Origin of the sequence: Rothia nasimurium (assembly GCF_928381705.1) — a bacterium.
GTDB classification, from domain to species: Bacteria; Actinomycetota; Actinomycetes; order Actinomycetales; family Micrococcaceae; genus Rothia; species Rothia nasimurium_G.
Genome location: NZ_CAKMSR010000011.1, coordinates 49,443 through 68,510 on the forward strand (window position 1 = coordinate 49,443; position 19,068 = coordinate 68,510).

Annotated in this window: 20 protein-coding genes, 3 tRNA genes, 2 rRNA genes and 2 pseudogenes; 21 read left to right on the forward strand and 6 right to left on the reverse strand. The window is 58.5% G+C overall.

Annotated features, from left to right (window positions below; translation table 11 throughout):
• Nucleotides 1-113 precede the first annotated feature (113 nt).
• The 12 genes from L6762_RS09650 to L6762_RS09705 all read left to right on the forward strand — a co-directional run bounded on the left by L6762_RS09650 (nt 114) and on the right by L6762_RS09705 (nt 6,564).
• Nucleotides 114-187 (forward strand) — tRNA-Ile (locus tag L6762_RS09650).
• Between the two features lie 23 nt (nt 188-210).
• The gene (locus L6762_RS09655; RefSeq protein WP_221625849.1) at nt 211-330 is read left to right on the forward strand and encodes a DLW-39 family protein; all 120 of its coding nucleotides are present in this window, start codon (nt 211-213) and stop codon (nt 328-330) included.
• A 12-nt stretch (nt 331-342) separates the two neighbouring features.
• Nucleotides 343-415 (forward strand) — tRNA-Ala (locus tag L6762_RS09660).
• A gap of 3 nt (nt 416-418) precedes the next feature.
• A 5S ribosomal RNA gene (gene rrf, locus L6762_RS09665) occupies nt 419-535 on the forward strand.
• A 436-nt stretch (nt 536-971) separates the two neighbouring features.
• On the forward strand, nt 972-2,165 hold the full coding sequence (locus L6762_RS09670; RefSeq protein WP_237187037.1) for an inorganic phosphate transporter: 1,194 nt from the start codon (nt 972-974) through the stop codon (nt 2,163-2,165).
• Nucleotides 2,166-2,453: a hypothetical protein gene (locus L6762_RS09675; RefSeq protein WP_237187038.1), complete on the forward strand. Its 288-nt coding sequence runs from the start codon at nt 2,166-2,168 to the stop codon at nt 2,451-2,453.
• A 137-nt stretch (nt 2,454-2,590) separates the two neighbouring features.
• A complete protein-coding gene (locus L6762_RS09680) occupies nt 2,591-3,325 on the forward strand; it encodes an ATP-binding cassette domain-containing protein (protein ID WP_237187039.1) in 735 nt (244 codons plus the stop codon).
• Nucleotides 3,326-3,448: 123 nt separating this feature from the next.
• Nucleotides 3,449-3,521 (forward strand) — tRNA-Ala (locus L6762_RS09685).
• A 3-nt stretch (nt 3,522-3,524) separates the two neighbouring features.
• Nucleotides 3,525-3,641 (forward strand): 5S ribosomal RNA (rrf, locus tag L6762_RS09690).
• 281 nt (nt 3,642-3,922) lie between these two features.
• Nucleotides 3,923-5,389, forward strand: coding sequence for a sodium/glutamate symporter (locus L6762_RS09695; protein WP_237187040.1), 1,467 nt, complete (start codon nt 3,923-3,925; stop codon nt 5,387-5,389).
• Nucleotides 5,390-5,450: 61 nt separating this feature from the next.
• Nucleotides 5,451-6,071: a hypothetical protein gene (locus tag L6762_RS09700; RefSeq protein ID WP_237187041.1), complete on the forward strand. Its 621-nt coding sequence runs from the start codon at nt 5,451-5,453 to the stop codon at nt 6,069-6,071.
• Nucleotides 6,046-6,564 carry a hypothetical protein gene (locus tag L6762_RS09705; protein WP_237187042.1) on the forward strand — a complete coding sequence of 173 codons (519 nt, stop codon included), beginning with the start codon at nt 6,046-6,048 and terminating at the stop codon, nt 6,562-6,564. Before L6762_RS09700 ends, L6762_RS09705 begins: the two co-directional genes overlap by 26 nt.
• Before the next feature lie 104 nt (nt 6,565-6,668).
• On the opposite strand, the gene L6762_RS09710 is transcribed toward L6762_RS09705, so the two are convergent.
• On the reverse strand, nt 6,669-7,301 hold the full coding sequence (locus L6762_RS09710) for a hypothetical protein (protein ID WP_237187043.1): 633 nt from the start codon (nt 7,299-7,301) through the stop codon (nt 6,669-6,671).
• A 352-nt stretch (nt 7,302-7,653) separates the two neighbouring features.
• On the opposite strand from L6762_RS09710, the gene L6762_RS09715 reads away from it, so the two are divergent.
• The 3 genes from L6762_RS09715 to L6762_RS09725 all read left to right on the forward strand — a co-directional run bounded on the left by L6762_RS09715 (nt 7,654) and on the right by L6762_RS09725 (nt 10,331).
• Nucleotides 7,654-8,844: an ATP-binding protein gene (locus tag L6762_RS09715; protein ID WP_237187044.1), complete on the forward strand. Its 1,191-nt coding sequence runs from the start codon at nt 7,654-7,656 to the stop codon at nt 8,842-8,844.
• 89 nt (nt 8,845-8,933) lie between these two features.
• Entirely contained in the window at nt 8,934-9,458 is a 525-nt protein-coding gene (locus L6762_RS09720; protein WP_237187045.1) for a peptidylprolyl isomerase, read from the forward strand.
• 108 nt (nt 9,459-9,566) lie between these two features.
• Nucleotides 9,567-10,331 carry a rhomboid family intramembrane serine protease gene (locus L6762_RS09725; RefSeq protein WP_237187046.1) on the forward strand — a complete coding sequence of 255 codons (765 nt, stop codon included), beginning with the start codon at nt 9,567-9,569 and terminating at the stop codon, nt 10,329-10,331.
• A gap of 254 nt (nt 10,332-10,585) precedes the next feature.
• Here L6762_RS09725 and L6762_RS09730 read toward each other — a convergent pair whose 3' ends face one another.
• Both L6762_RS09730 and L6762_RS09735 read right to left on the reverse strand, forming a co-directional pair.
• Entirely contained in the window at nt 10,586-11,188 is a 603-nt protein-coding gene (locus L6762_RS09730) for a PepSY domain-containing protein (protein WP_237187047.1), read from the reverse strand.
• 65 nt (nt 11,189-11,253) lie between these two features.
• Nucleotides 11,254-11,538 (reverse strand): glutaredoxin domain-containing protein, encoded by a 285-nt coding sequence (locus L6762_RS09735; RefSeq protein ID WP_237187048.1) that lies wholly within the window; start codon nt 11,536-11,538, stop codon nt 11,254-11,256.
• A gap of 48 nt (nt 11,539-11,586) precedes the next feature.
• On the opposite strand from L6762_RS09735, the gene L6762_RS09740 reads away from it, so the two are divergent.
• On the forward strand, nt 11,587-12,351 hold the full coding sequence (locus L6762_RS09740; protein ID WP_001389365.1) for an IS6-like element IS6100 family transposase: 765 nt from the start codon (nt 11,587-11,589) through the stop codon (nt 12,349-12,351).
• Between the two features lie 54 nt (nt 12,352-12,405).
• Here the strand turns inward: L6762_RS09740 and intI1 are convergent.
• Nucleotides 12,406-13,185, reverse strand: a pseudogene (gene intI1 / locus L6762_RS09745) (class 1 integron integrase IntI1); the annotation flags it as partial.
• A 145-nt stretch (nt 13,186-13,330) separates the two neighbouring features.
• Here intI1 and L6762_RS09750 point away from each other — a divergent pair.
• The 5 genes and pseudogenes from L6762_RS09750 to L6762_RS09770 all read left to right on the forward strand — a co-directional run bounded on the left by L6762_RS09750 (nt 13,331) and on the right by L6762_RS09770 (nt 17,027).
• Nucleotides 13,331-14,169: pseudogene (locus L6762_RS09750) on the forward strand (AadA family aminoglycoside 3''-O-nucleotidyltransferase).
• Nucleotides 14,170-14,285: 116 nt separating this feature from the next.
• Nucleotides 14,286-14,633: a quaternary ammonium compound efflux SMR transporter QacE delta 1 gene (locus tag L6762_RS09755; RefSeq protein ID WP_000679427.1), complete on the forward strand. Its 348-nt coding sequence runs from the start codon at nt 14,286-14,288 to the stop codon at nt 14,631-14,633.
• Entirely contained in the window at nt 14,627-15,466 is an 840-nt protein-coding gene (gene sul1, locus L6762_RS09760; protein ID WP_000259031.1) for a sulfonamide-resistant dihydropteroate synthase Sul1, read from the forward strand. Before L6762_RS09755 ends, sul1 begins: the two co-directional genes overlap by 7 nt.
• Before the next feature lie 127 nt (nt 15,467-15,593).
• Nucleotides 15,594-16,094 (forward strand): GNAT family N-acetyltransferase, encoded by a 501-nt coding sequence (locus tag L6762_RS09765; protein WP_000376623.1) that lies wholly within the window; start codon nt 15,594-15,596, stop codon nt 16,092-16,094.
• 168 nt (nt 16,095-16,262) lie between these two features.
• Nucleotides 16,263-17,027, forward strand: coding sequence for an IS6-like element IS6100 family transposase (locus L6762_RS09770; protein ID WP_001389365.1), 765 nt, complete (start codon nt 16,263-16,265; stop codon nt 17,025-17,027).
• A gap of 269 nt (nt 17,028-17,296) precedes the next feature.
• On the opposite strand, the gene L6762_RS09775 is transcribed toward L6762_RS09770, so the two are convergent.
• A complete protein-coding gene (locus L6762_RS09775; protein ID WP_237187049.1) occupies nt 17,297-17,527 on the reverse strand; it encodes a CsbD family protein in 231 nt (76 codons plus the stop codon).
• A 162-nt stretch (nt 17,528-17,689) separates the two neighbouring features.
• On the reverse strand, nt 17,690-19,063 hold the full coding sequence (locus tag L6762_RS09780; RefSeq protein WP_237187050.1) for a galactokinase: 1,374 nt from the start codon (nt 19,061-19,063) through the stop codon (nt 17,690-17,692).
• Nucleotides 19,064-19,068 lie beyond the last annotated feature (5 nt).

The window sequence follows — 19,068 nt, forward strand, 5'->3', positions numbered from 1 at the left end:
CGCCACGAAGCTTTTAAACACCCTTTCAGGGTATGTGTCTCAGAACACGCTATTTCGATTTGGCAAGGTGTCAAAACCTGTGTAAAGTTATATCTCGTTCTGATGAACACCAAGGGCGTATAGCTCAGACGGTTAGAGCGCTACACTGATAATGTAGAGGTCCCAGGTTCAATTCCTGGTACGCCCACTCACCTTGGTTGAAAGGTTGACATGAAGAAATTTATGGCAATCACGCTCGCTGCGCTGGCAACAGCGGTAGCAGCAAAGAAAGCTAAGGATTCTCAGGAGAATAAAAAAACTTGGGAAGAAGCTACAGATAAAATTTCATAGGTAGCACCCGATGGGGGCGTGGCGCAATTGGTAGCGCACCTGCTTTGCAAGCAGGGGGTTAGGGGTTCGAGTCCCCTCGCCTCCACTCTTCGGTGATTATAGCAAGAGGGAAACACCCGGTCCCATCCCGAACCCGGAAGTTAAGGCTCTTAGCGCCGATGGTACTGCACTGGCGACGGTGTGGGAGAGTAGGTCATCGCCGAATTAAATGTGGTAAGGAACCCCAGTCGAAAGACTGGGGTTCCTTTTTTGTATAGGCGCTTCTGCTCTGGGGCGGGTGGGGTGTGGAAATAGAGTTCAACTAAACCTTGAACTTTTGTGGCAGTTTATGAGCAACCCCACGGGGTCTTAAGATGAACAAATGGTAAACAACATCGCCCCGAGTGTGGGATTTTCGTGACGAGAGGCCCTGCCTGCTCGGGGAAAGCCATATAAAACCACATTCTTTTAAGGGGGAGCCTCGCAGGGAATACCCCCTAACCAGGTGAAACGAAAGTATTCCGCCCTCGCCGCGGCGGGCGTCCTTGTTAAAAATATGCCTCTTGTGGGTTTTATGAAACTTAAGCAACATTTCACCCCTGCCTAACCCCTCAGTTGCCTGATGTTTCCCAAAACCTGCCTTGCCCACAAGAATAGAAACCGTGACTACAGAACTCATCATTCTGGTGATCGTAGTGCTGACCGCACTAGCCTTCGACTTCACCAACGGCTTCCACGACACCGCCAACGCCATGGCCTCATCTATCGCCACCGGCGCCCTCAAGCCCAAGGCGGCTGTCGCTCTCTCAGCCGTCCTTAACCTCATCGGCGCCTTCCTCTCCATCGAGGTAGCTAAGACCGTCGGCTCCGGCCTCATCGACCTTGAAACTGCCGGCGGTGGCCCCAGCCTCATGCTCATTGTCTTTACCGGCTTGGTTGGCGCTATCCTCTGGAACGTCTTCACCTGGCTGCTGGGTCTACCCTCTAGCTCCTCTCATGCCCTCTTCGGCGGCCTGATCGGTGCAACCCTGGCGTCACTGGGCACCAGCGGCGTGCTCTGGAACGGCGTGCTGATGAAGATTATCGTCCCGGCCCTGATGGCACCGCTCATCGCGGGTGTAGTTGCCGGTGTCGGTGCCGCCCTCATCTATGCGCTCACCAAGCCCGTCCCCGCCGAACAAAAGAAGAAGAACTTCCGCTTCGGTCAGATCTCTGCCGCTTCCCTGATGTCCCTGGCCCACGGCACCAATGACGCCCAGAAGACCATGGGTGTTATCTTCCTAGCCCTGGTGGCCGCCAACGAAATCAACCCCGAAGCAGACATCCCCTTCTGGGTACGTCTGGTCTGTGCCCTGGCTATCGCCCTGGGTACCTACCTGGGTGGCTGGCGCATCATCAAGACCATGGGTAAGGGCATTGTCGATATTGAAGGCCCTCAGGGCTTTGCTGCGGACGGCTCCTCGGCAGCTATCATCCTGACCTCCTCCCACTTCGGTATGGCCCTGTCTACCACTCACGTGGCAACCGGCTCCATCATCGGCTCCGGCCTCGGCCGTCGCGCTAAGGTGAGCTGGTCAACCGCCCGCCGTATGGTTATCGCCTGGATTATCACCCTGCCCGCCGCTGGCTCCGTCGGCGCGTTGACCTGGTTCGTGGGTAACGGCATCAACTCCATGACCGGTAGCGCCTGGATGGGTGAGGCAACCGTCTTCCTCATTCTGGTCGGTTTCTGCTTCTGGATGTGGGCCCACTCCCGCAAGAGCGCCGTCAGCCACATCGATATGCACTCGGGTGAGGCCGTCACCGCCCGTGAGGTGCACACCGAGTCGATTCCCACCGTGAAGGCTGGTTCCTAAATGTTGATTGTTGATATCTTCCACAAGATTTACCCCGTCTTTCTGGCCGGTCTGGGCTTTGGTGCTGGCCTGCCGATTCTCTACGCCCTGGGTGTGCGCCTGATGAGTGGCACAGCTGTAGAGACCCCCGAGGGTACTGTCTACACTGAGCCTGCCCCTGTGGCCCGCGCTGCCGCCTACGTGCTGTTTGCGGTACTGGCTTTGGCTGTTGTGAGCGGTATTCTCTGGATCGCCAAGGATTTCATCTACGCCTACACCGGCTTCAACTTCCTGGGAGCTGTAGGCTAAATAAAAGGGTTCTGTTTATAGACGGCGGGGGCTGGTGGTTTCATCTGAAACCACCGGCCCCTACTGGTTTTAAAGGGTGGACGAACGGGGTTTTGGTTCCTTGTGCCCCCTCCTGCTAAGCCGGTAGGGTTCCTTGTATGGTGCTCAACGACCTTCCCCTCCGCAGTATCACCGCCCGTAGCGACTTCGAGCCGCTCACGGACGTCCGCGCCCATACCTGGCCCTATTGTCTTGCGGTTACTCGGGCAGCGCTCGCCGGGCTCACCTTTGGGCGGCTCACGGTTATCGTGGGAGAAAACGGGGCTGGCAAGTCTTCCCTGGTTGAATCCATCGCAGAAGCCTATGGCCTGCCACTTGGCGGTGGGGATAACCGGGTTGCCCGCCCCACCTTTGAACAGGCCTCCGCTTTTGGGGCTGACCTGCAGGTAGTGCGAGGTGCGGCAGGATGCCGGGCAGGGCTCTTCCTGCGAGCTGAAGGAATGCTGGCCCACCTGGAACACCTGGCCAGCCTCAAATCAAAGCAGGCAACCGATATTCTGCGCCTCTCCCACGGGGAGGGCACCCAGCATTTACTTGAAGAATCTTTCGAAGATTACGGCCTCTGGGTTCTTGATGAACCAGAATCGGGCCTATCTTTCTCGGGGCAACTAGAGCTGTGTGCCCGCGTCCTTGCCTTTCTTGAGCGAGGCGGGCAAGTAGTGCTCTGCACCCACAGCCCGCTCCTTGCTGCGCTCGCTGCACGCCGCAATGAACTGGTGTGGGAAATAGGGGAGTGGGGGATCCAGAAACTGGCCTGGGCTGAGCTCGATATGACCACCCACTGGCGCAATATGCTCGATGACCCCGACATGTACCTGCACCACCTTGGATAAACCGGGGTATATCGCCTATTTTTCAGACTTTCACCCTCAACCTGTGGCGGAGCTAACCGCATATTTGGTAGAATTGGTTTGCGCGTGCAAAAAACCTGTAGTAAGGTAGAAGCATAACACCACGGGGGCGTGGCGCAATTGGTAGCGCACCTGCTTTGCAAGCAGGGGGTTAGGGGTTCGAGTCCCCTCGCCTCCACTCTTCGGTGATTATAGCAAGAGGGAAACACCCGGTCCCATCCCGAACCCGGAAGTTAAGGCTCTTAGCGCCGATGGTACTGCACTGGCGACGGTGTGGGAGAGTAGGTCATCGCCGAATTAAATTTGGTAAGGAACCCCAGTCGAAAGACTGGGGTTCCTTTTTGTATGCGCAGTTCTTTTGGCGAGCGTGCATGATATCGCTGAGCGTGCGCAGGGCGGGTGCACGCTCAGCGATATGGCGCACGCTCGCGTCCGCCCACCGCTCGCGTCCGCCCGTCTCTGTCATAAATAGCCAGAGGCAACCCTGTGTAGGTAAACTAAACACTTCAAAAGTAAGTAGTGTTGCAATCTCTGTGATTGCAGGTGCAAGGACGCACCAGCGAGAACAAAGGCAAAACCATGTCACCACAAGCAGTTGGCTTCGCCCTCCTGATACTCGGCGTAGCCCTTCTCATCGGCAAGATTATTCGAGTCAAAGTGGGCTGGGTACAAACCCTCTTTTTGCCCAGCTCCATCGTGGCGGGCGTCCTGCTACTCCTGCTCGGCCCGCAGGTTCTTGGCCGCTTCTCCGGCCCCTGGGGTGAAAACGGCCTCTTTACCGACGCCATGCTCACCACCTGGGGAGCCCTCCCCGGCCTGCTCATCAGCGTCATCTTCGCAACCATGTTCCTGGGGCAAGAGCTCCCCACGCCCAAGCGGGCCGTGCAGCTTGCCGGCCCCCAGCTCTCCCTGGGCGTGGCTCTAGGGTCGGGCCAGTACGTCGTGGGCCTGCTCCTTGCCGCCCTGGTGCTCGTCCCCGTCTTTGCAGCCTCGCCCATGACCGGCGCCCTCATCGAAATCGCCTTCGAGGGCGGGCACGGCACCGCTGCCGGTATGCGCGGTGTCATGGAAGACCTGGGCTTCAGTGAAGGTGCCGACCTGGCAGTTGGCCTGGCAACCGTCGGTATCGTAGGCGGTATCGTCATCGGTATTGCCCTCATCAACTGGGGCGTGCGCACCGGCAAGACCGAAATTCTCAAGGGTGACGCCAAGATGTCGATTGCCGAGCAGAAAGGTCTCTTCCGCGAGGACGAGCACTACTCGGCCGGCACAATGACCTCCCGCCCGGCGTCCGTTGAACCGCTCTCCCTGCACATGGCCATTATGGCGCTGGCGGTGCTGGTGGGCTGGCTGATTCTGGAGGGCCTGCGCTGGATTGAGCAGCAGACCTACGCCTCTATCATGCTGGACGAGAACACCCCGCTTGAAATCTTCGCTTACGTGCCGCTCTTCCCCATGGCTCTGCTCGGCGGCGTTATCGTGCAGATGATTGCTAAGGCGGTGGGCGCTGACTCTATCATTGACCACCAGATGATGCTGCGTATTCAGGGCTGGGCTCTGGACTTCCTCATCGTTGCCGCTATCGCCAACCTCTCCCTGCAGGCTGTGGGTGAGAACATCGCCGTCTTTGCCATTCTGGCGGTAGCCGGTATCGGCTTCAACGTGGCTATGTTCCTCTGGCTGGCCCCGCGCCTGATCGGCCGCTACTGGTTCGAACGCGGCATCGGTGATTTCGGCCAGTCTATGGGCGTGACCGCCACCGGCCTGATTCTGATGCGCGTGGTGGATCCCAAGGGCGAATCCCCAGCTTTCGAGGCCTTTGGCTACAAGCAGCTGGTTTTTGAGCCCTTCTTCGGTGGCGGTCTGGTGACGGCCCTGGCGGTGCCCGTCATTTACCTGACCGGCATCTGGCCCCTCTTCTTCGTCATGCTCGCTATCTTCATTATCTCTATTGCGGTGGGCCTGATTTTCCTGCGCCCCAAGGAGATGAAGGACCGCGAGCGCCACACCCAGCAGATGCAGCAGGTCAAGGCTAAGGACGCTTAAGCACGGAAGGACGCACGGGTACCCCGGGCGAGGGGAAGGGTTCTGCTAGGCTGAAACCACCATGACCCACCCATACCCAGAACAGCCTTATAACGCCCCGCCTGGGGAAAGTGCGTCCGTTCAGACCCCGCCTGAGCAAACCGTGCCAGCTCCGCCTGTGCCGGCTGAAGCCGTGCCTGCCAGCGTGCCCGCCCAGACGCCTGATACTGCCGTCCCTGGCATTGAGAACAAGTCCTATACCCGGCGCAATATTCTGATTCTGCTGGGTGTACTGGCCGTTCCCACGGCGCTGGTTCTGGCGCTTGTGGCCTATTTCGCGGGGTCTCGCAGCCACATGACGTTGGGCGGAGGGAGCATCTGGGATTCGTCGATACTGACCGGTGACGGCTCATCAAACTCAGATGCCACCTGGCTCAGCGTTGCCGATACCGGCAGTATAGAGTCGGGCGTCCTTGCCGAGCACCTTGCGCAGACAGTGCCCCAGCTGGGTGGTACCAGCGGAATCTTCCAGCGAGAGCCCACCCATGCCACCTACATTTACCTGCCGAGCGGTGGCTCCATCGACATTGACAGCCACGAGGAAATCCCTATTACCCTCTTTGCCGAGACCTGGCAGGCGATCCTCACGCGGGCGTCCGACGAGCGCATGGGGTCGGGTGAGTGCTTCCGCTCGCGGGGCTGACGAATACGAAACCGAGGCTCCCTGGGCCGAGGTCACATACTACCTCTACGGAGATAAGGGCTCAGACCAGCAGGCCCTACTCGTTGATATGGCCAGCTGGGAGCCCCTGGAGGGGGCAGACCTTGAGAGCGTTTCGTACGTGGAGGAGACCCAGATTGATGCCGAGACGATACAGGTTTTCGTCTTCGGCCCGTTGAGCGAGACGCAGGTCTGGTCACGCTCTGCTACCCCGGTTGCCCAGGCATTTGCGGCGCATACTGAGGGGTTAGAGGTCGTGAGCATCAACAAATACCGGGACTCCACCGACTACTTTGTGACCGCCCGCTTTGAGAGCTACACGGGAGATACGGACGCCGCCCGCCAGGCCATGGTCGAGGGCGTGCAGGGAACGGCGATTGGCAGCGCCTTTACCCTTGACCTGATGGACGCCACCACCTCGGCCTACTACTTCGAAGGCCGGTGGGACGTCTACGAGTCAGGAATCTCAGAATAAGCCCCCTTACAGCAAAGGCCCCGGCCTCCCTGTGCGGGAGCCGGGGCCGGGCGTCCGCGCTCGCAATCAACGAGGGGTGGACGCATGTGAGCAGCTAGTGAGGACTAGGCAGCGGGGGTCTTCCAGGGGTCCTCAACGGGGCGAGAAGCCTTGAAAGCGGCTGCGCCAGCGACAGCGCCAGCAACCAGCAGACCAAAGACCAGCAGGCCCTTGTTGCCGCTCTTAGAAGCCTTCTTCTGCTCCTTGGCGTAACCCTTAGCGGCCTTAACAGCAGCCTTCTGAGCCTTCTTCAGCGCCTTCTTGTCGCCGGTGACCTTAGCAGCGACAGTCTCAACCTGGGTGGGAACCTCAGCGTCGGAGAGCTTGTCTGCAACGGTGGTGGCAACGTCAGCAGCCTTAACGCGGGCGGTTGCTACAGCGTTTTCAACGGCGGGGGTGACATCGTCGATGGTGTGCTGAATCTTGTCGGCCAGGGTGGACTGGACCTTCTCCAGCTTCTTGGAGCTGTCCTTAGCAACAGACTGGGTTGCCTTGGAGATGCTCTTACCCTGCTTCTCAGCAGCCTTCTGCAGGGCTGAAACCTTCTTGCCGGTGAGCTTCTCGGCGCGAGCGGCCTTCTTCTCGGCCAGGGCGGTCAGCTTGTCAGCCTTCTTGCCGGTGTTCTTAGCGGCCTTTGAGAAGAACTTCTCTGCCTGCTTCTGAGCTTTCTTAGCCTTGCTCTTCTTGCACAGTGCCATGGGTGTTTCCTCCATGTGTGGGGCTGCCCCTCACCTAACTCGTGAGTTCGAGTAGAGCGCGGTGGCCAGCAACTTACATTTAGTATCAGCTTACTTTCTAAAACCTTAAAAGTGTTTTGCGGCGGCACAAAAACCCTCGTGTTTCTCTGCCCGCTAAAGTTAAGGGCTTCTGAAGGGTGGGTGGACGCTGGTGCGCACCCGCTCGAATGCGACGTGAATTCCCGAGCGGGTGGTGTTTGAACGGACGCTCGGGACGGAGAGTCACATTCGGGGACATGCGGTTCTAAATCTTTCTAAGACATTCTAAAATATTTTTTAGAACGCCTTAGAAAGATTTAGAAAGCAGCGAACGATGAATCAAGACCTCAATCCCTTCACCCCCGGAGCAGGGCTCACACCGCCTGAACTCACAGGCCGAGACCAAGAAATCATTGACTTCGACAGGCTCGTAGCCCGCAGCAAAATGCGCCTGACCGATAGAGGGCTTATGCTCTACGGTCTACGCGGAGTCGGTAAAACCGTCCTGCTTCGCAGACTAGAAACCCATGCAGAACGCTCCGGCTGGCTCACCCTCAGACTCGAAGGGAGCCTTACTTCCTCTGCCCAAAAACAGCTTCGTATCAAACTCGCACGAGATCTTGCCCAGCAGACCAGGGTAGCCACCCAAGGGCACACTGGAAGTGCAATACAGCGAGCAATCGCCTCTATTGCCGAACTATCACTGACGCTGGGCTTTGCCCAAGCCCGCCTAGTGCTCAAACCTAAGACTGACGAACCTGCCTTCACCACCGGCGTCCTCGATATAGACTTCCCCGAAGCAATCTTGAACCTGGCAGAAGCCCTCAAAGAACTTCCCCAGCCTAAAGCTATCGGTTTTTTCATTGACGAAATCCAAGACCTCGACAGCGAACTGCTCGATATGCTCCTGACAACCCAGCATGAGGCGGGACAACGGGAACTACCTTTTTACATCATCGGGGCTGGTCTACCCTCAGTGCCCACCCGTCTAGGGGAAATCAAAACCTACGCTGAACGCCTCTTCAGCTACCGCGAAATAGGTGCTCTTACCCCGGATGCGACCCGGCGGGCTTTCATCGAACCTATCCGCAGGCCCGGCGGTCACATCGTAGCAAGCGCCCTCGAAAAAGCAACCGTAGCCTCACAAGGCTACCCCTACTTCATTCAGCAGTACGGGCAGGCTATCTGGAACTCTGCCGCCCAACAGACCATCACCGACGACGATGTGCTTGCTGGCCTTGCCGTAGGGCGAAGCGAACTAGATAGCGGTTTTTACCTCACCCGCTGGCAGCGGACTACCGATGCAGAACAGGACTACCTGGTTGCTATGGCCCGCGTGATGAAAGGTCAGGTCGCCCGCACCGGAGAAATCGCAGAGACCCTGGATAAGACAGCTAACGGAACCAGCGTGGTGCGTAAATCCCTCATCGAAAAAGGGCTGGTGTACTCGCCGGGTGTAGGCCAGCTGGCCTTTACGGTGCCGGGAATGCAGGACTTCGTGCTGAGACAGGCGGGGCAGGTATAGGCCGCCCGCCGGCGTCCGCTCCTTTCACTCACCGCAAAAGCTCAGGTCATATCTAGCGGCTGCCCACCTGCCCGTGCGAGAATAGGGGCATGACTGCAACTGCAAAAGCAACTATTCACACCAACCACGGTGACATCGTCGTTAACCTCTTCGGTAACCATGCACCGCTGACCGTCAAGAACTTCATCGGTCTGTCTGATGGCACCCAGGAATGGCGCCACCCCCGCACCGGCGAAGTGCAGGAAGGCCCCCTCTACAAGGACGTCATCTTCCACCGCATTATCCGCGACTTCATGATCCAGGGCGGCGACCCCCTCGGTCAGGGTATCGGCGGCCCCGGCTACCAGTTCAAGGACGAAATCCACCCCGAACTGAGCTTCAACAAGCCCTACCTGCTGGCTATGGCCAACGCAGGCCCCGGCACCAACGGCTCCCAGTTCTTCATCACCACCGTTGAGACCCCCTGGCTCAACGGCCGCCACACCATCTTCGGTGAGGTTGTAGACGAGGACTCCAAGAAGGTCGTTGACGCCATTGAAGGTGTAGCAACCGGCGCTATGGACCGCCCCGTCGAGGACGTCGTTATCTCCTCCATCGACATCGAAGAACTCTAAACCTTCCACAGGTTAGTGCAAGGCCCGCCCCTTCCTGGGTGGGCCTTTGCTCTACCCTAGAAAAATTTTTTTTTGAGCGGCTAACGCCGCAGTTGAAAGGACGAGCGCGTGAGCGAGCAGGTCGGCAGGTACGGCTATTCCAGTGATGAGACTCCGGTGTGCCCCCGCCACCCTGACCAGGTGACCTATGTGCGGTGCGGACGCTGCGGGCGGCTAGCCTGCGGGCAGTGCCAGGTGCCGCTTGAGGTGGGTATGATGTGCGTGGACTGCCTGGCAGAAGCACAACGCTCAGCGCCGCAGATTCGCTACGCTAAAACCACTCCCACTATTACATATGCCCTTATCGGCATAAATAGTGTGGTGTGGATTTTGCAGTTCTTCTTCTCTAGCGTCACTACCTTCGGTATCTATAACCCCCTCTACGTGGAATACACGGGCCAGTGGTACCGTCTGCTGACCTCGGGGTTCTTGCACTCGCCCAACAACGTCACCCACCTGCTCCTTAACATGTTCACCCTTTACCTCTTTGGGCAAGCCCTAGAGCCGCTCATGGGAAAGTGGAAGTTCCTTGCCACCTACATGCTCTCAATTATTGGTGGATCCGTGGCAGTGCACCTGCTGGCATCTATTCTGGGTGGCATGGACGTGAGTACTTTGGGGGCTTCCGGCGGCGTCTTTGGCCTCTTCGGGGCCTTCTTCGCACTGTCTCGGGCGCGCCAGCAGAGCACCAGCGGCATCATAATTCTGGTGGCTATCAACTTTGCTTTCGGCTTCCTCATGCCGGGAATCTCCTGGGAAGCCCACCTGGGAGGTCTAATCACGGGTGCGCTTGTCGCTACAGTTCTTGATCGGATTCCAAGCCGTTCACAGTAAAGTCGATGTCAGCGAAGAAGTGCGGGACCGCCGGTATGGCGATCCCGCACTTCTTTTATTCACAGGTTTTATCCACAGCTGTTAATAACTACAGGGGTGTAATTCCACAGATGTTAAAAACCTGTGTACAGGGCTAAAAGGCTTTGAATGGAGCCTGTAATTACACCAGTGTAAGAGATTTCCCCAGTTTTATCCCCACCTGTGGATAACTTTCGTCCGCAGGGTGTAGAAAACCTGTAATTTTAAAAAGGTGACTATTCAGCAGGCAATACTTCGCCCGTGAGGGCATCAACCTTGACTGAACCCACGTCGTTGCCGCGGGCGTCCTCAAAATCAACCTCCCACACCAGGGCACCGTTCTGATCGTCAAGATCAAGGTCAGTGGCAACCTGCCCGCCACGACCCTCAGCAGCGGTGCGGACGGCGTCCGCAGCTAGAACCTGGGCCGCAGCCGCACGTGCTACATCATCAGCATCGTCGCTGGTCTCTTCATCAGCTATAGAACCATCAGCAAAGAGGGTGAACTCATGCTTGACCCCGTCCACCACTATGGCAAGGTCAAAGCTGTCTTGGGTCTCATCTTCCTCATCCACCTGTACCACGATGCCACCGGGACGGGCAGCTAGACCCTGCTCAAGCGCAGCAAGCAGAGCTCCTGTTTCGGCAGGGCCCTCAGGGGTAGGGGAGGAGCTAGCGGACGTAGCTGCCTGGCTGCTTGTGGCAGATGTGCTGGTAGCAGCTGCACTGGTGGTTGCTGCAGAGGTTTGAGGGGCGCTGGTCTCGGCGCTCCCTGAACCACACGCTGCAAGTACCAGCGCCGCTACTGCCGCTGAAGAAGTGAAAACAGTCTTTTTCATAGAAAACATCATGCGCTCATTCTTTCAAGCCAACATGAAACCAGGATTAAACGAGGCTTAAACCGCTACTTGCCTGAAGCTTCAATCAGCTCAGCTACGGTCTGCGGGGCGCTTGCAGCTGAGGCAACAAAAGACTGCTCAGCGGTGCGGACGGTCGGCACCACGGCATTACCGTCATTGACGCTCTTAACGTAGGCCTCGGCGTCCGCGTCCTCCCAGATATTCACCCAGAGGGCTCGCTCACCCATCTCGCCCAGGCCGGCGTCCAGGCGCTGGCAGAAAGGGCACCCCGGGCGCCAATAGATTGCGACGCCACCCTCGGCGACAAAGGTTTCGGGGCTCTGTTGCAAAAATCGTGAAGCTTGAGCATGCTTGGCGGAGATTGGACGGACGGAACGATGACGGATTTCAAGTGGCGCCATTTCCAGGGTGATGTGATCCTGTGGGCGGTGCGCTGGTATTGTCGCTATCCGATCAGCTATCGCGACCTTGAGGAAATGCTGGCGGAACGCGGCATTTCGGTCGACCATACGACGATCTATCGCTGGGTCCAGTGCTACGCCCCGGAGATGGAGAAGCGGCTGCGCTGGTTCTGGCGGCGTGGCTTTGATCCGAGCTGGCGCCTGGATGAAACCTACGTCAAGGTGCGGGGCAAGTGGACCTACCTGTACCGGGCAGTCGACAAGCGGGGCGACACGATCGATTTCTACCTGTCGCCGACCCGCAGCGCCAAGGCAGCGAAGCGGTTCCTGGGCAAGGCTCTGCGAGGCCTGAAGCACTGGGAAAAGCCTGCCACGCTCAATACCGACAAAGCGCCGAGCTATGGTGCAGCGATCACCGAATTGAAGCGCGAAGGAAAGCTGGACCGGGAGACGGCCCACCGGCAGGTGAAGTATCTCAATAACGTGATCGAGGCCGATCACGGAAAGCTCAAGATACTGATCAAGCCGGTGCGCGGTTTCAAATCGATCCCCACGGCCTATGCCACGATCAAGGGATTCGAAGTCATGCGAGCCCTGCGCAAAGGACAGGCTCGCCCCTGGTGCCTGCAGCCCGGCATCAGGGGCGAGGTGCGCCTTGTGGAGAGAGCTTTTGGCATTGGGCCCTCGGCGCTGACGGAGGCCATGGGCATGCTCAACCACCATTTCGCAGCAGCCGCCTGATCGGCGCAGAGCGACAGCCTACCTCTGACTGCCGCCAATCTTTGCAACAGAGCCGGCGCGCTGAAAGGTCTGGTCATACATGTGATGGCGACGCACGACACCGCTCCGTGGATCGGTCGAATGCGTGTGCTGCGCAAAAACCCAGAACCACGGCCAGGAATGCCCGGCGCGCGGATACTTCTGCTCAAGGGCGTCGGGAAGCGCAACGCCGCTGCGGCCCTCGGCCTGGTCCTTCAGCCACCATGCCCGTGCACGCGACAGCTGCTCGCGCAGGCTGGGTGCCAAGCTCTCGGGTAACATCAAGGCCCGATCCTTGGAGCCCTTGCCCTCCCGCACGATGATCGTGCCGTGATCGAAATCCAGATCCTTGACCCGCAGTTGCAAACCCTCACTGATCCGCATGCCCGTTCCATACAGAAGCTGGGCGAACAAACGATGCTCGCCTTCCAGAAAACCGAGGATGCGAACCACTTCATCCGGGGTCAGCACCACCGGCAAGCGCCGCGACGGCCGAGGTCTTCCGATCTCCTGAAGCCAGGGCAGATCCGTGCACAGCACCTTGCCGTAGAAGAACAGCAAGGCCGCCAATGCCTGACGATGCGTGGAGACCGAAACCTTGCGCTCGTTCGCCAGCCAGGACAGAAATGCCTCGACTTCGCTGCTGCCCAAGGTTGCCGGGTGACGCACACCGTGGAAACGGATGAAGGCACGAACCCAGTTGACATAAGCCTGTTCGGTTCGTAAACTGTAATGCAAGTAGCGTATGCGCTCACGCAACTGGTCCAGAACCTTGACCGAACGCAGCGGTGGTAACGGCGCAGTGGCGGTTTTCATGGCTTGTTATGACTGTTTTTTTGTACAGTCTATGCCTCGGGCATCCAAGCAGCAAGCGCGTTACGCCGTGGGTCGATGTTTGATGTTATGGAGCAGCAACGATGTTACGCAGCAGGGCAGTCGCCCTAAAACAAAGTTAGACATCATGAGGGTAGCGGTGACCATCGAAATTTCGAACCAACTATCAGAGGTGCTAAGCGTCATTGAGCGCCATCTGGAATCAACGTTGCTGGCCGTGCATTTGTACGGCTCCGCAGTGGATGGCGGCCTGAAGCCATACAGCGATATTGATTTGTTGGTTACTGTGGCCGTAAAGCTTGATGAAACGACGCGGCGAGCATTGCTCAATGACCTTATGGAGGCTTCGGCTTTCCCTGGCGAGAGCGAGACGCTCCGCGCTATAGAAGTCACCCTTGTCGTGCATGACGACATCATCCCGTGGCGTTATCCGGCTAAGCGCGAGCTGCAATTTGGAGAATGGCAGCGCAATGACATTCTTGCGGGTATCTTCGAGCCAGCCATGATCGACATTGATCTAGCTATCCTGCTTACAAAAGCAAGAGAACATAGCGTTGCCTTGGTAGGTCCGGCAGCGGAGGAATTCTTTGACCCGGTTCCTGAACAGGATCTATTCGAGGCGCTGAGGGAAACCTTGAAGCTATGGAACTCGCAGCCCGACTGGGCCGGCGATGAGCGAAATGTAGTGCTTACGTTGTCCCGCATTTGGTACAGCGCAATAACCGGCAAAATCGCGCCGAAGGATGTCGCTGCCGACTGGGCAATAAAACGCCTACCTGCCCAGTATCAGCCCGTCTTACTTGAAGCTAAGCAAGCTTATCTGGGACAAAAAGAAGATCACTTGGCCTCACGCGCAGATCACTTGGAAGAATTTATTCGCTTTGTGAAAGGCGAGATCATCAAGTCAGTTGGTAAATGATGTCTAACAATTCGTTCAAGCCGACCGCGCTACGCGCGGCGGCTTAACTCCGGCGTTAGATGCACTAAGCACATAATTGCTCACAGCCAAACTATCAGGTCAAGTCTGCTTTTATTATTTTTAAGCGTGCATAATAAGCCCTACACAAATTGGGAGATATATCATGAAAGGCTGGCTTTTTCTTGTTATCGCAATAGTTGGCGAAGTAATCGCAACATCCGCATTAAAATCTAGCGAGGGCTTTACTAAGCTTGCCCCTTCCGCCGTTGTCATAATCGGTTATGGCATCGCATTTTATTTTCTTTCTCTGGTTCTGAAATCCATCCCTGTCGGTGTTGCTTATGCAGTCTGGTCGGGACTCGGCGTCGTCATAATTACAGCCATTGCCTGGTTGCTTCATGGGCAAAAGCTTGATGCGTGGGGCTTTGTAGGTATGGGGCTCATAATTGCTGCCTTTTTGCTCGCCCGATCCCCATCGTGGAAGTCGCTGCGGAGGCCGACGCCATGGTGACGGTGTTCGGCATTCTGAATCTCACCGAGGACTCCTTCTTCGATGAGAGCCGGCGGCTAGACCCCGCCGGCGCTGTCACCGCGGCGATCGAAATGCTGCGAGTCGGATCAGACGTCGTGGATGTCGGACCGGCCGCCAGCCATCCGGACGCGAGGCCTGTATCGCCGGCCGATGAGATCAGACGTATTGCGCCGCTCTTAGACGCCCTGTCCGATCAGATGCACCGTGTTTCAATCGACAGCTTCCAACCGGAAACCCAGCGCTATGCGCTCAAGCGCGGCGTGGGCTACCTGAACGATATCCAAGGATTTCCTGACCCTGCGCTCTATCCCGATATTGCTGAGGCGGACTGCAGGCTGGTGGTTATGCACTCAGCGCAGCGGGATGGCATCGCCACCCGCACCGGTCACCTTCGACCCGAAGACGCGCTCGACGAGATTGTGCGGTTCTTCGAGGCGCGGGTTTCCGCCTTGCGACGGAGCGGGGTCGCTGCCGACCGGCTCATCCTCGATCCGGGGATGGGATTTTTCTTGAGCCCCGCACCGGAAACATCGCTGCACGTGCTGTCGAACCTTCAAAAGCTGAAGTCGGCGTTGGGGCTTCCGCTATTGGTCTCGGTGTCGCGGAAATCCTTCTTGGGCGCCACCGTTGGCCTTCCTGTAAAGGATCTGGGTCCAGCGAGCCTTGCGGCGGAACTTCACGCGATCGGCAATGGCGCTGACTACGTCCGCACCCACGCGCCTGGAGATCTGCGAAGCGCAATCACCTTCTCGGAAACCCTCGCGAAATTTCGCAGTCGCGACGCCAGAGACCGAGGGTTAGATCATGCCTAGCATTCACCTTCCGGCCGCCCGCTAGCGGACCCTGGTCAGGTTCCGCGAAGGTGGGCGCAGACATGCTGGGCTCGTCAGGATCAAACTGCACTATGAGGCGGCGGTTCATACCGCGCCAGGGGAGCGAATGGACAGCGAGGAGCCTCCGAACGTTCGGGTCGCCTGCTCGGGTGATATCGACGAGGTTGTGCGGCTGATGCACGACGCTGCTGCGTGGATGTCCGCCAAGGGAACGCCCGCCTGGGACGTCGCGCGGATCGACCGGACATTCGCGGAGACCTTCGTCCTGAGATCCGAGCTCCTAGTCGCGAGTTGCAGCGACGGCATCGTCGGCTGTTGCACCTTGTCGGCCGAGGATCCCGAGTTCTGGCCCGACGCCCTCAAGGGGGAGGCCGCATATCTGCACAAGCTCGCGGTGCGACGGACACATGCGGGCCGGGGTGTCAGCTCCGCGCTGATCGAGGCTTGCCGCCATGCCGCGCGAACGCAGGGGTGCGCCAAGCTGCGGCTCGACTGCCACCCGAACCTGCGTGGCCTATACGAGCGGCTCGGATTCACCCACGTCGACACTTTCAATCCCGGCTGGGATCCAACCTTCATCGCAGAACGCCTAGAACTCGAAATCTAACGTCCGTTCGGGCATCGAGGTCCATGTCGGGGTGGGACGGGCCCGTGGCTTCAAGATCACTTGCAGTCCGACCGCGATGTCTTGGTTGCGCGAGAGGTTGTCGATATGGCTCTGTTGCAAAAATCGTGAAGCTTGAGCATGCTTGGCGGAGATTGGACGGACGGAACGATGACGGATTTCAAGTGGCGCCATTTCCAGGGTGATGTGATCCTGTGGGCGGTGCGCTGGTATTGTCGCTATCCGATCAGCTATCGCGACCTTGAGGAAATGCTGGCGGAACGCGGCATTTCGGTCGACCATACGACGATCTATCGCTGGGTCCAGTGCTACGCCCCGGAGATGGAGAAGCGGCTGCGCTGGTTCTGGCGGCGTGGCTTTGATCCGAGCTGGCGCCTGGATGAAACCTACGTCAAGGTGCGGGGCAAGTGGACCTACCTGTACCGGGCAGTCGACAAGCGGGGCGACACGATCGATTTCTACCTGTCGCCGACCCGCAGCGCCAAGGCAGCGAAGCGGTTCCTGGGCAAGGCTCTGCGAGGCCTGAAGCACTGGGAAAAGCCTGCCACGCTCAATACCGACAAAGCGCCGAGCTATGGTGCAGCGATCACCGAATTGAAGCGCGAAGGAAAGCTGGACCGGGAGACGGCCCACCGGCAGGTGAAGTATCTCAATAACGTGATCGAGGCCGATCACGGAAAGCTCAAGATACTGATCAAGCCGGTGCGCGGTTTCAAATCGATCCCCACGGCCTATGCCACGATCAAGGGATTCGAAGTCATGCGAGCCCTGCGCAAAGGACAGGCTCGCCCCTGGTGCCTGCAGCCCGGCATCAGGGGCGAGGTGCGCCTTGTGGAGAGAGCTTTTGGCATTGGGCCCTCGGCGCTGACGGAGGCCATGGGCATGCTCAACCACCATTTCGCAGCAGCCGCCTGATCGGCGCAGAGCGACAGCCTACCTCTGACTGCCGCCAATCTTTGCAACAGAGCCGGTTTCGGCGGCAGCGTGGGTGGAAGATGTGCTCGGCATACAATGCTCCTTTTGTGAAAAATATGGTCTAGTGTCCGATATAACGCACTACAGGGGCAGGTATTCCCTCTGTAGCTACTTGGGTGGGGCGCTCACGCCCGGGCCTAGATACAACTATCGCCGGGCCCCACGATTATCGTGAGAACCCGGCGATGTAGTACCTCAATGGGATGAGACTAGTCCTTCTTCAGGGAATTCTTGATGCCGCTGATGGCGTCCTTAGCCTTATCGACACCGTCTGAGATGGCCTGCTTGGCTTCATCGACCTTGTCCTTAGCCTGGGCCTGAATCTGGTCGGTCTTGCCCTCAGCTTCGAGGCGGTCGTCGCCGGTCAGCTTGCCGCCGGCTTCCTTGGCCTTGCCAGCCAGGTTGTCGAGGCCGTTTTCAATCTTGTCTTCTGCAGCCATGGTGGCTCCTTTCATCTCTCGCCTGCGCGATCCTGGAATACAGGGATAGTTCGTAGGGTTCCCTTATTGATAAGTTTACGCACTAGTCCTACAAAAGGGAACCCGGTAGGCTGAGAAAATTCTGACGGCTAGCCCTGAACTAGCCAGAAGGGAAAGATAAGTCTAGATATCCCGATCTGCTGGGAAGCCCGCTACCATCGGCAGGAACTCGGGATCAGCATAACCGTGCTGGGCATAGGCCAGGGCTACCTGCTCGGCCACCGACTCCACCAGGTGCAGCGGTAGCAGGGCCATCACGGCCCCACCAAAACCGCCACCCACAATACGGGCACCCAGAGCTCCGGCTGCCAGGCAGGTATCAACCGCCAGGTCAACTTCGGGCCGGGAAACACGCAGTTCATCGCGCATCGACACGAAGCTCTCGGTAAAGAGTCTGCCCAGCTCCTCCCAGTCAACCTGCCCACCGGCGTCCTGACGCCCCAGAAGATAGGCAGCCCGCTCCACCAGAGTTATATCGTGCAGGGTGTGGCGCACCCAGCCGCGCGGAAAGGTACGAGGCTGGCCGCTTTCCTCCAGGGCGCTTAAGGCGCGGTTGACGGTCTGATCCACCAAATCTAGGCGGCACTGCTTGGCCTCACGCTCGCTCATGCCAGCGCAGGTAAGATCCTCGGGCAGGGCATTGCGCAGGTAGTCCAAGCCCATGGCCTCAGTAACCGCCTCGTTGGCCTCCCGCCGGGCCGCAAACTCACCCCCCGCCAGCTCGTGCGGAGTATTCGTATTGATGACCAGCCAGCCCAAATCAGCGCTGGCCACATCAACAGTCAGCGGGTTGATAGAAAAATCGCGGAAGTCCACCACCAGAGCCTTGCCCGGCGACGAGCGCAGCGCAGCGGTCTGGTCAAGACCGCCGGTCCGAGCCCCAGCCACCTCGTTTTCGGCGCGTATGCAGACCTGGGCTAGACGGGCACGCAGGGCGTCATTGGCGGGTGAGAGGTCAGAAGGTAGCGCCTCGGTGCAGTCGCACCCCTTGCGTAGGGGGCAGGAAAGATCCAACAGGGCAAGGGCCGTGGAGCACTCCAGGGCAGCAGAAGAAGATAGCCCCCCACCCACCGGAACCTGGGAGGTAATGAGGAGGTCGGCCCCAAAGTTGTGGGGCAGGGCGATATCCTTGCCACCCTCGCGGTTCATGGCCCAGGCTACCCCTGCCACATAGGTAAACCAGCCCTTGAACGTGCCCGGGGTGATCTCGCGAATCACGACCGTGCGGTCGTCCCCCGGCATCTGCAGGGAGGCGGTTCGCAGTACCCCGTCAGTGCGCAGCCTGCCCGCCACATAGGTGCGGTAGGGCAGAGGCATGGGCATACAGGATCCGCCGAGAAAATCGATGTATTCACCTAGGAGGTTAAGGCGGCCGGGGGCTGACCAGACCCCGTCGGGCTCCACGCCGTATTTCTCGACAAAGGCAGCTCGGGCTGCCTCAACTTCGGCGCGGTGGTCTGGCAGGGAGGCCCAGGCGGGCTCAACGCGGAGGGTCACGGTTT

Excerpts from the sequence above, each read along its gene's own strand:
- L6762_RS09680 (WP_237187039.1), top strand. The coding sequence starts at position 2,591 with ATGGTGCTCAACGACCTTCCCCTCCGCAGTATCACCGCCCGTAGCGAC.
- L6762_RS09740 (WP_001389365.1), top strand. The coding sequence starts at position 11,587 with ATGACGGATTTCAAGTGGCGCCATTTCCAGGGTGATGTGATCCTGTGG.
- L6762_RS09770 (WP_001389365.1), top strand. The coding sequence starts at position 16,263 with ATGACGGATTTCAAGTGGCGCCATTTCCAGGGTGATGTGATCCTGTGG.
- L6762_RS09655 (WP_221625849.1), top strand. The coding sequence starts at position 211 with ATGAAGAAATTTATGGCAATCACGCTCGCTGCGCTGGCAACAGCGGTA.
- L6762_RS09710 (WP_237187043.1), bottom strand. The coding sequence starts at position 7,301 with ATGGCACTGTGCAAGAAGAGCAAGGCTAAGAAAGCTCAGAAGCAGGCA.
- L6762_RS09730 (WP_237187047.1), bottom strand. The coding sequence starts at position 11,188 with ATGAAAAAGACTGTTTTCACTTCTTCAGCGGCAGTAGCGGCGCTGGTA.
- L6762_RS09765 (WP_000376623.1), top strand. The coding sequence starts at position 15,594 with ATGGACAGCGAGGAGCCTCCGAACGTTCGGGTCGCCTGCTCGGGTGAT.
- sul1 (WP_000259031.1), top strand. The coding sequence starts at position 14,627 with ATGGTGACGGTGTTCGGCATTCTGAATCTCACCGAGGACTCCTTCTTC.
- L6762_RS09775 (WP_237187049.1), bottom strand. The coding sequence starts at position 17,527 with ATGGCTGCAGAAGACAAGATTGAAAACGGCCTCGACAACCTGGCTGGC.
- L6762_RS09755 (WP_000679427.1), top strand. The coding sequence starts at position 14,286 with ATGAAAGGCTGGCTTTTTCTTGTTATCGCAATAGTTGGCGAAGTAATC.
- L6762_RS09700 (WP_237187041.1), top strand. The coding sequence starts at position 5,451 with ATGACCCACCCATACCCAGAACAGCCTTATAACGCCCCGCCTGGGGAA.
- L6762_RS09720 (WP_237187045.1), top strand. The coding sequence starts at position 8,934 with ATGACTGCAACTGCAAAAGCAACTATTCACACCAACCACGGTGACATC.
- L6762_RS09675 (WP_237187038.1), top strand. The coding sequence starts at position 2,166 with ATGTTGATTGTTGATATCTTCCACAAGATTTACCCCGTCTTTCTGGCC.
- L6762_RS09715 (WP_237187044.1), top strand. The coding sequence starts at position 7,654 with ATGAATCAAGACCTCAATCCCTTCACCCCCGGAGCAGGGCTCACACCG.
- L6762_RS09695 (WP_237187040.1), top strand. The coding sequence starts at position 3,923 with ATGTCACCACAAGCAGTTGGCTTCGCCCTCCTGATACTCGGCGTAGCC.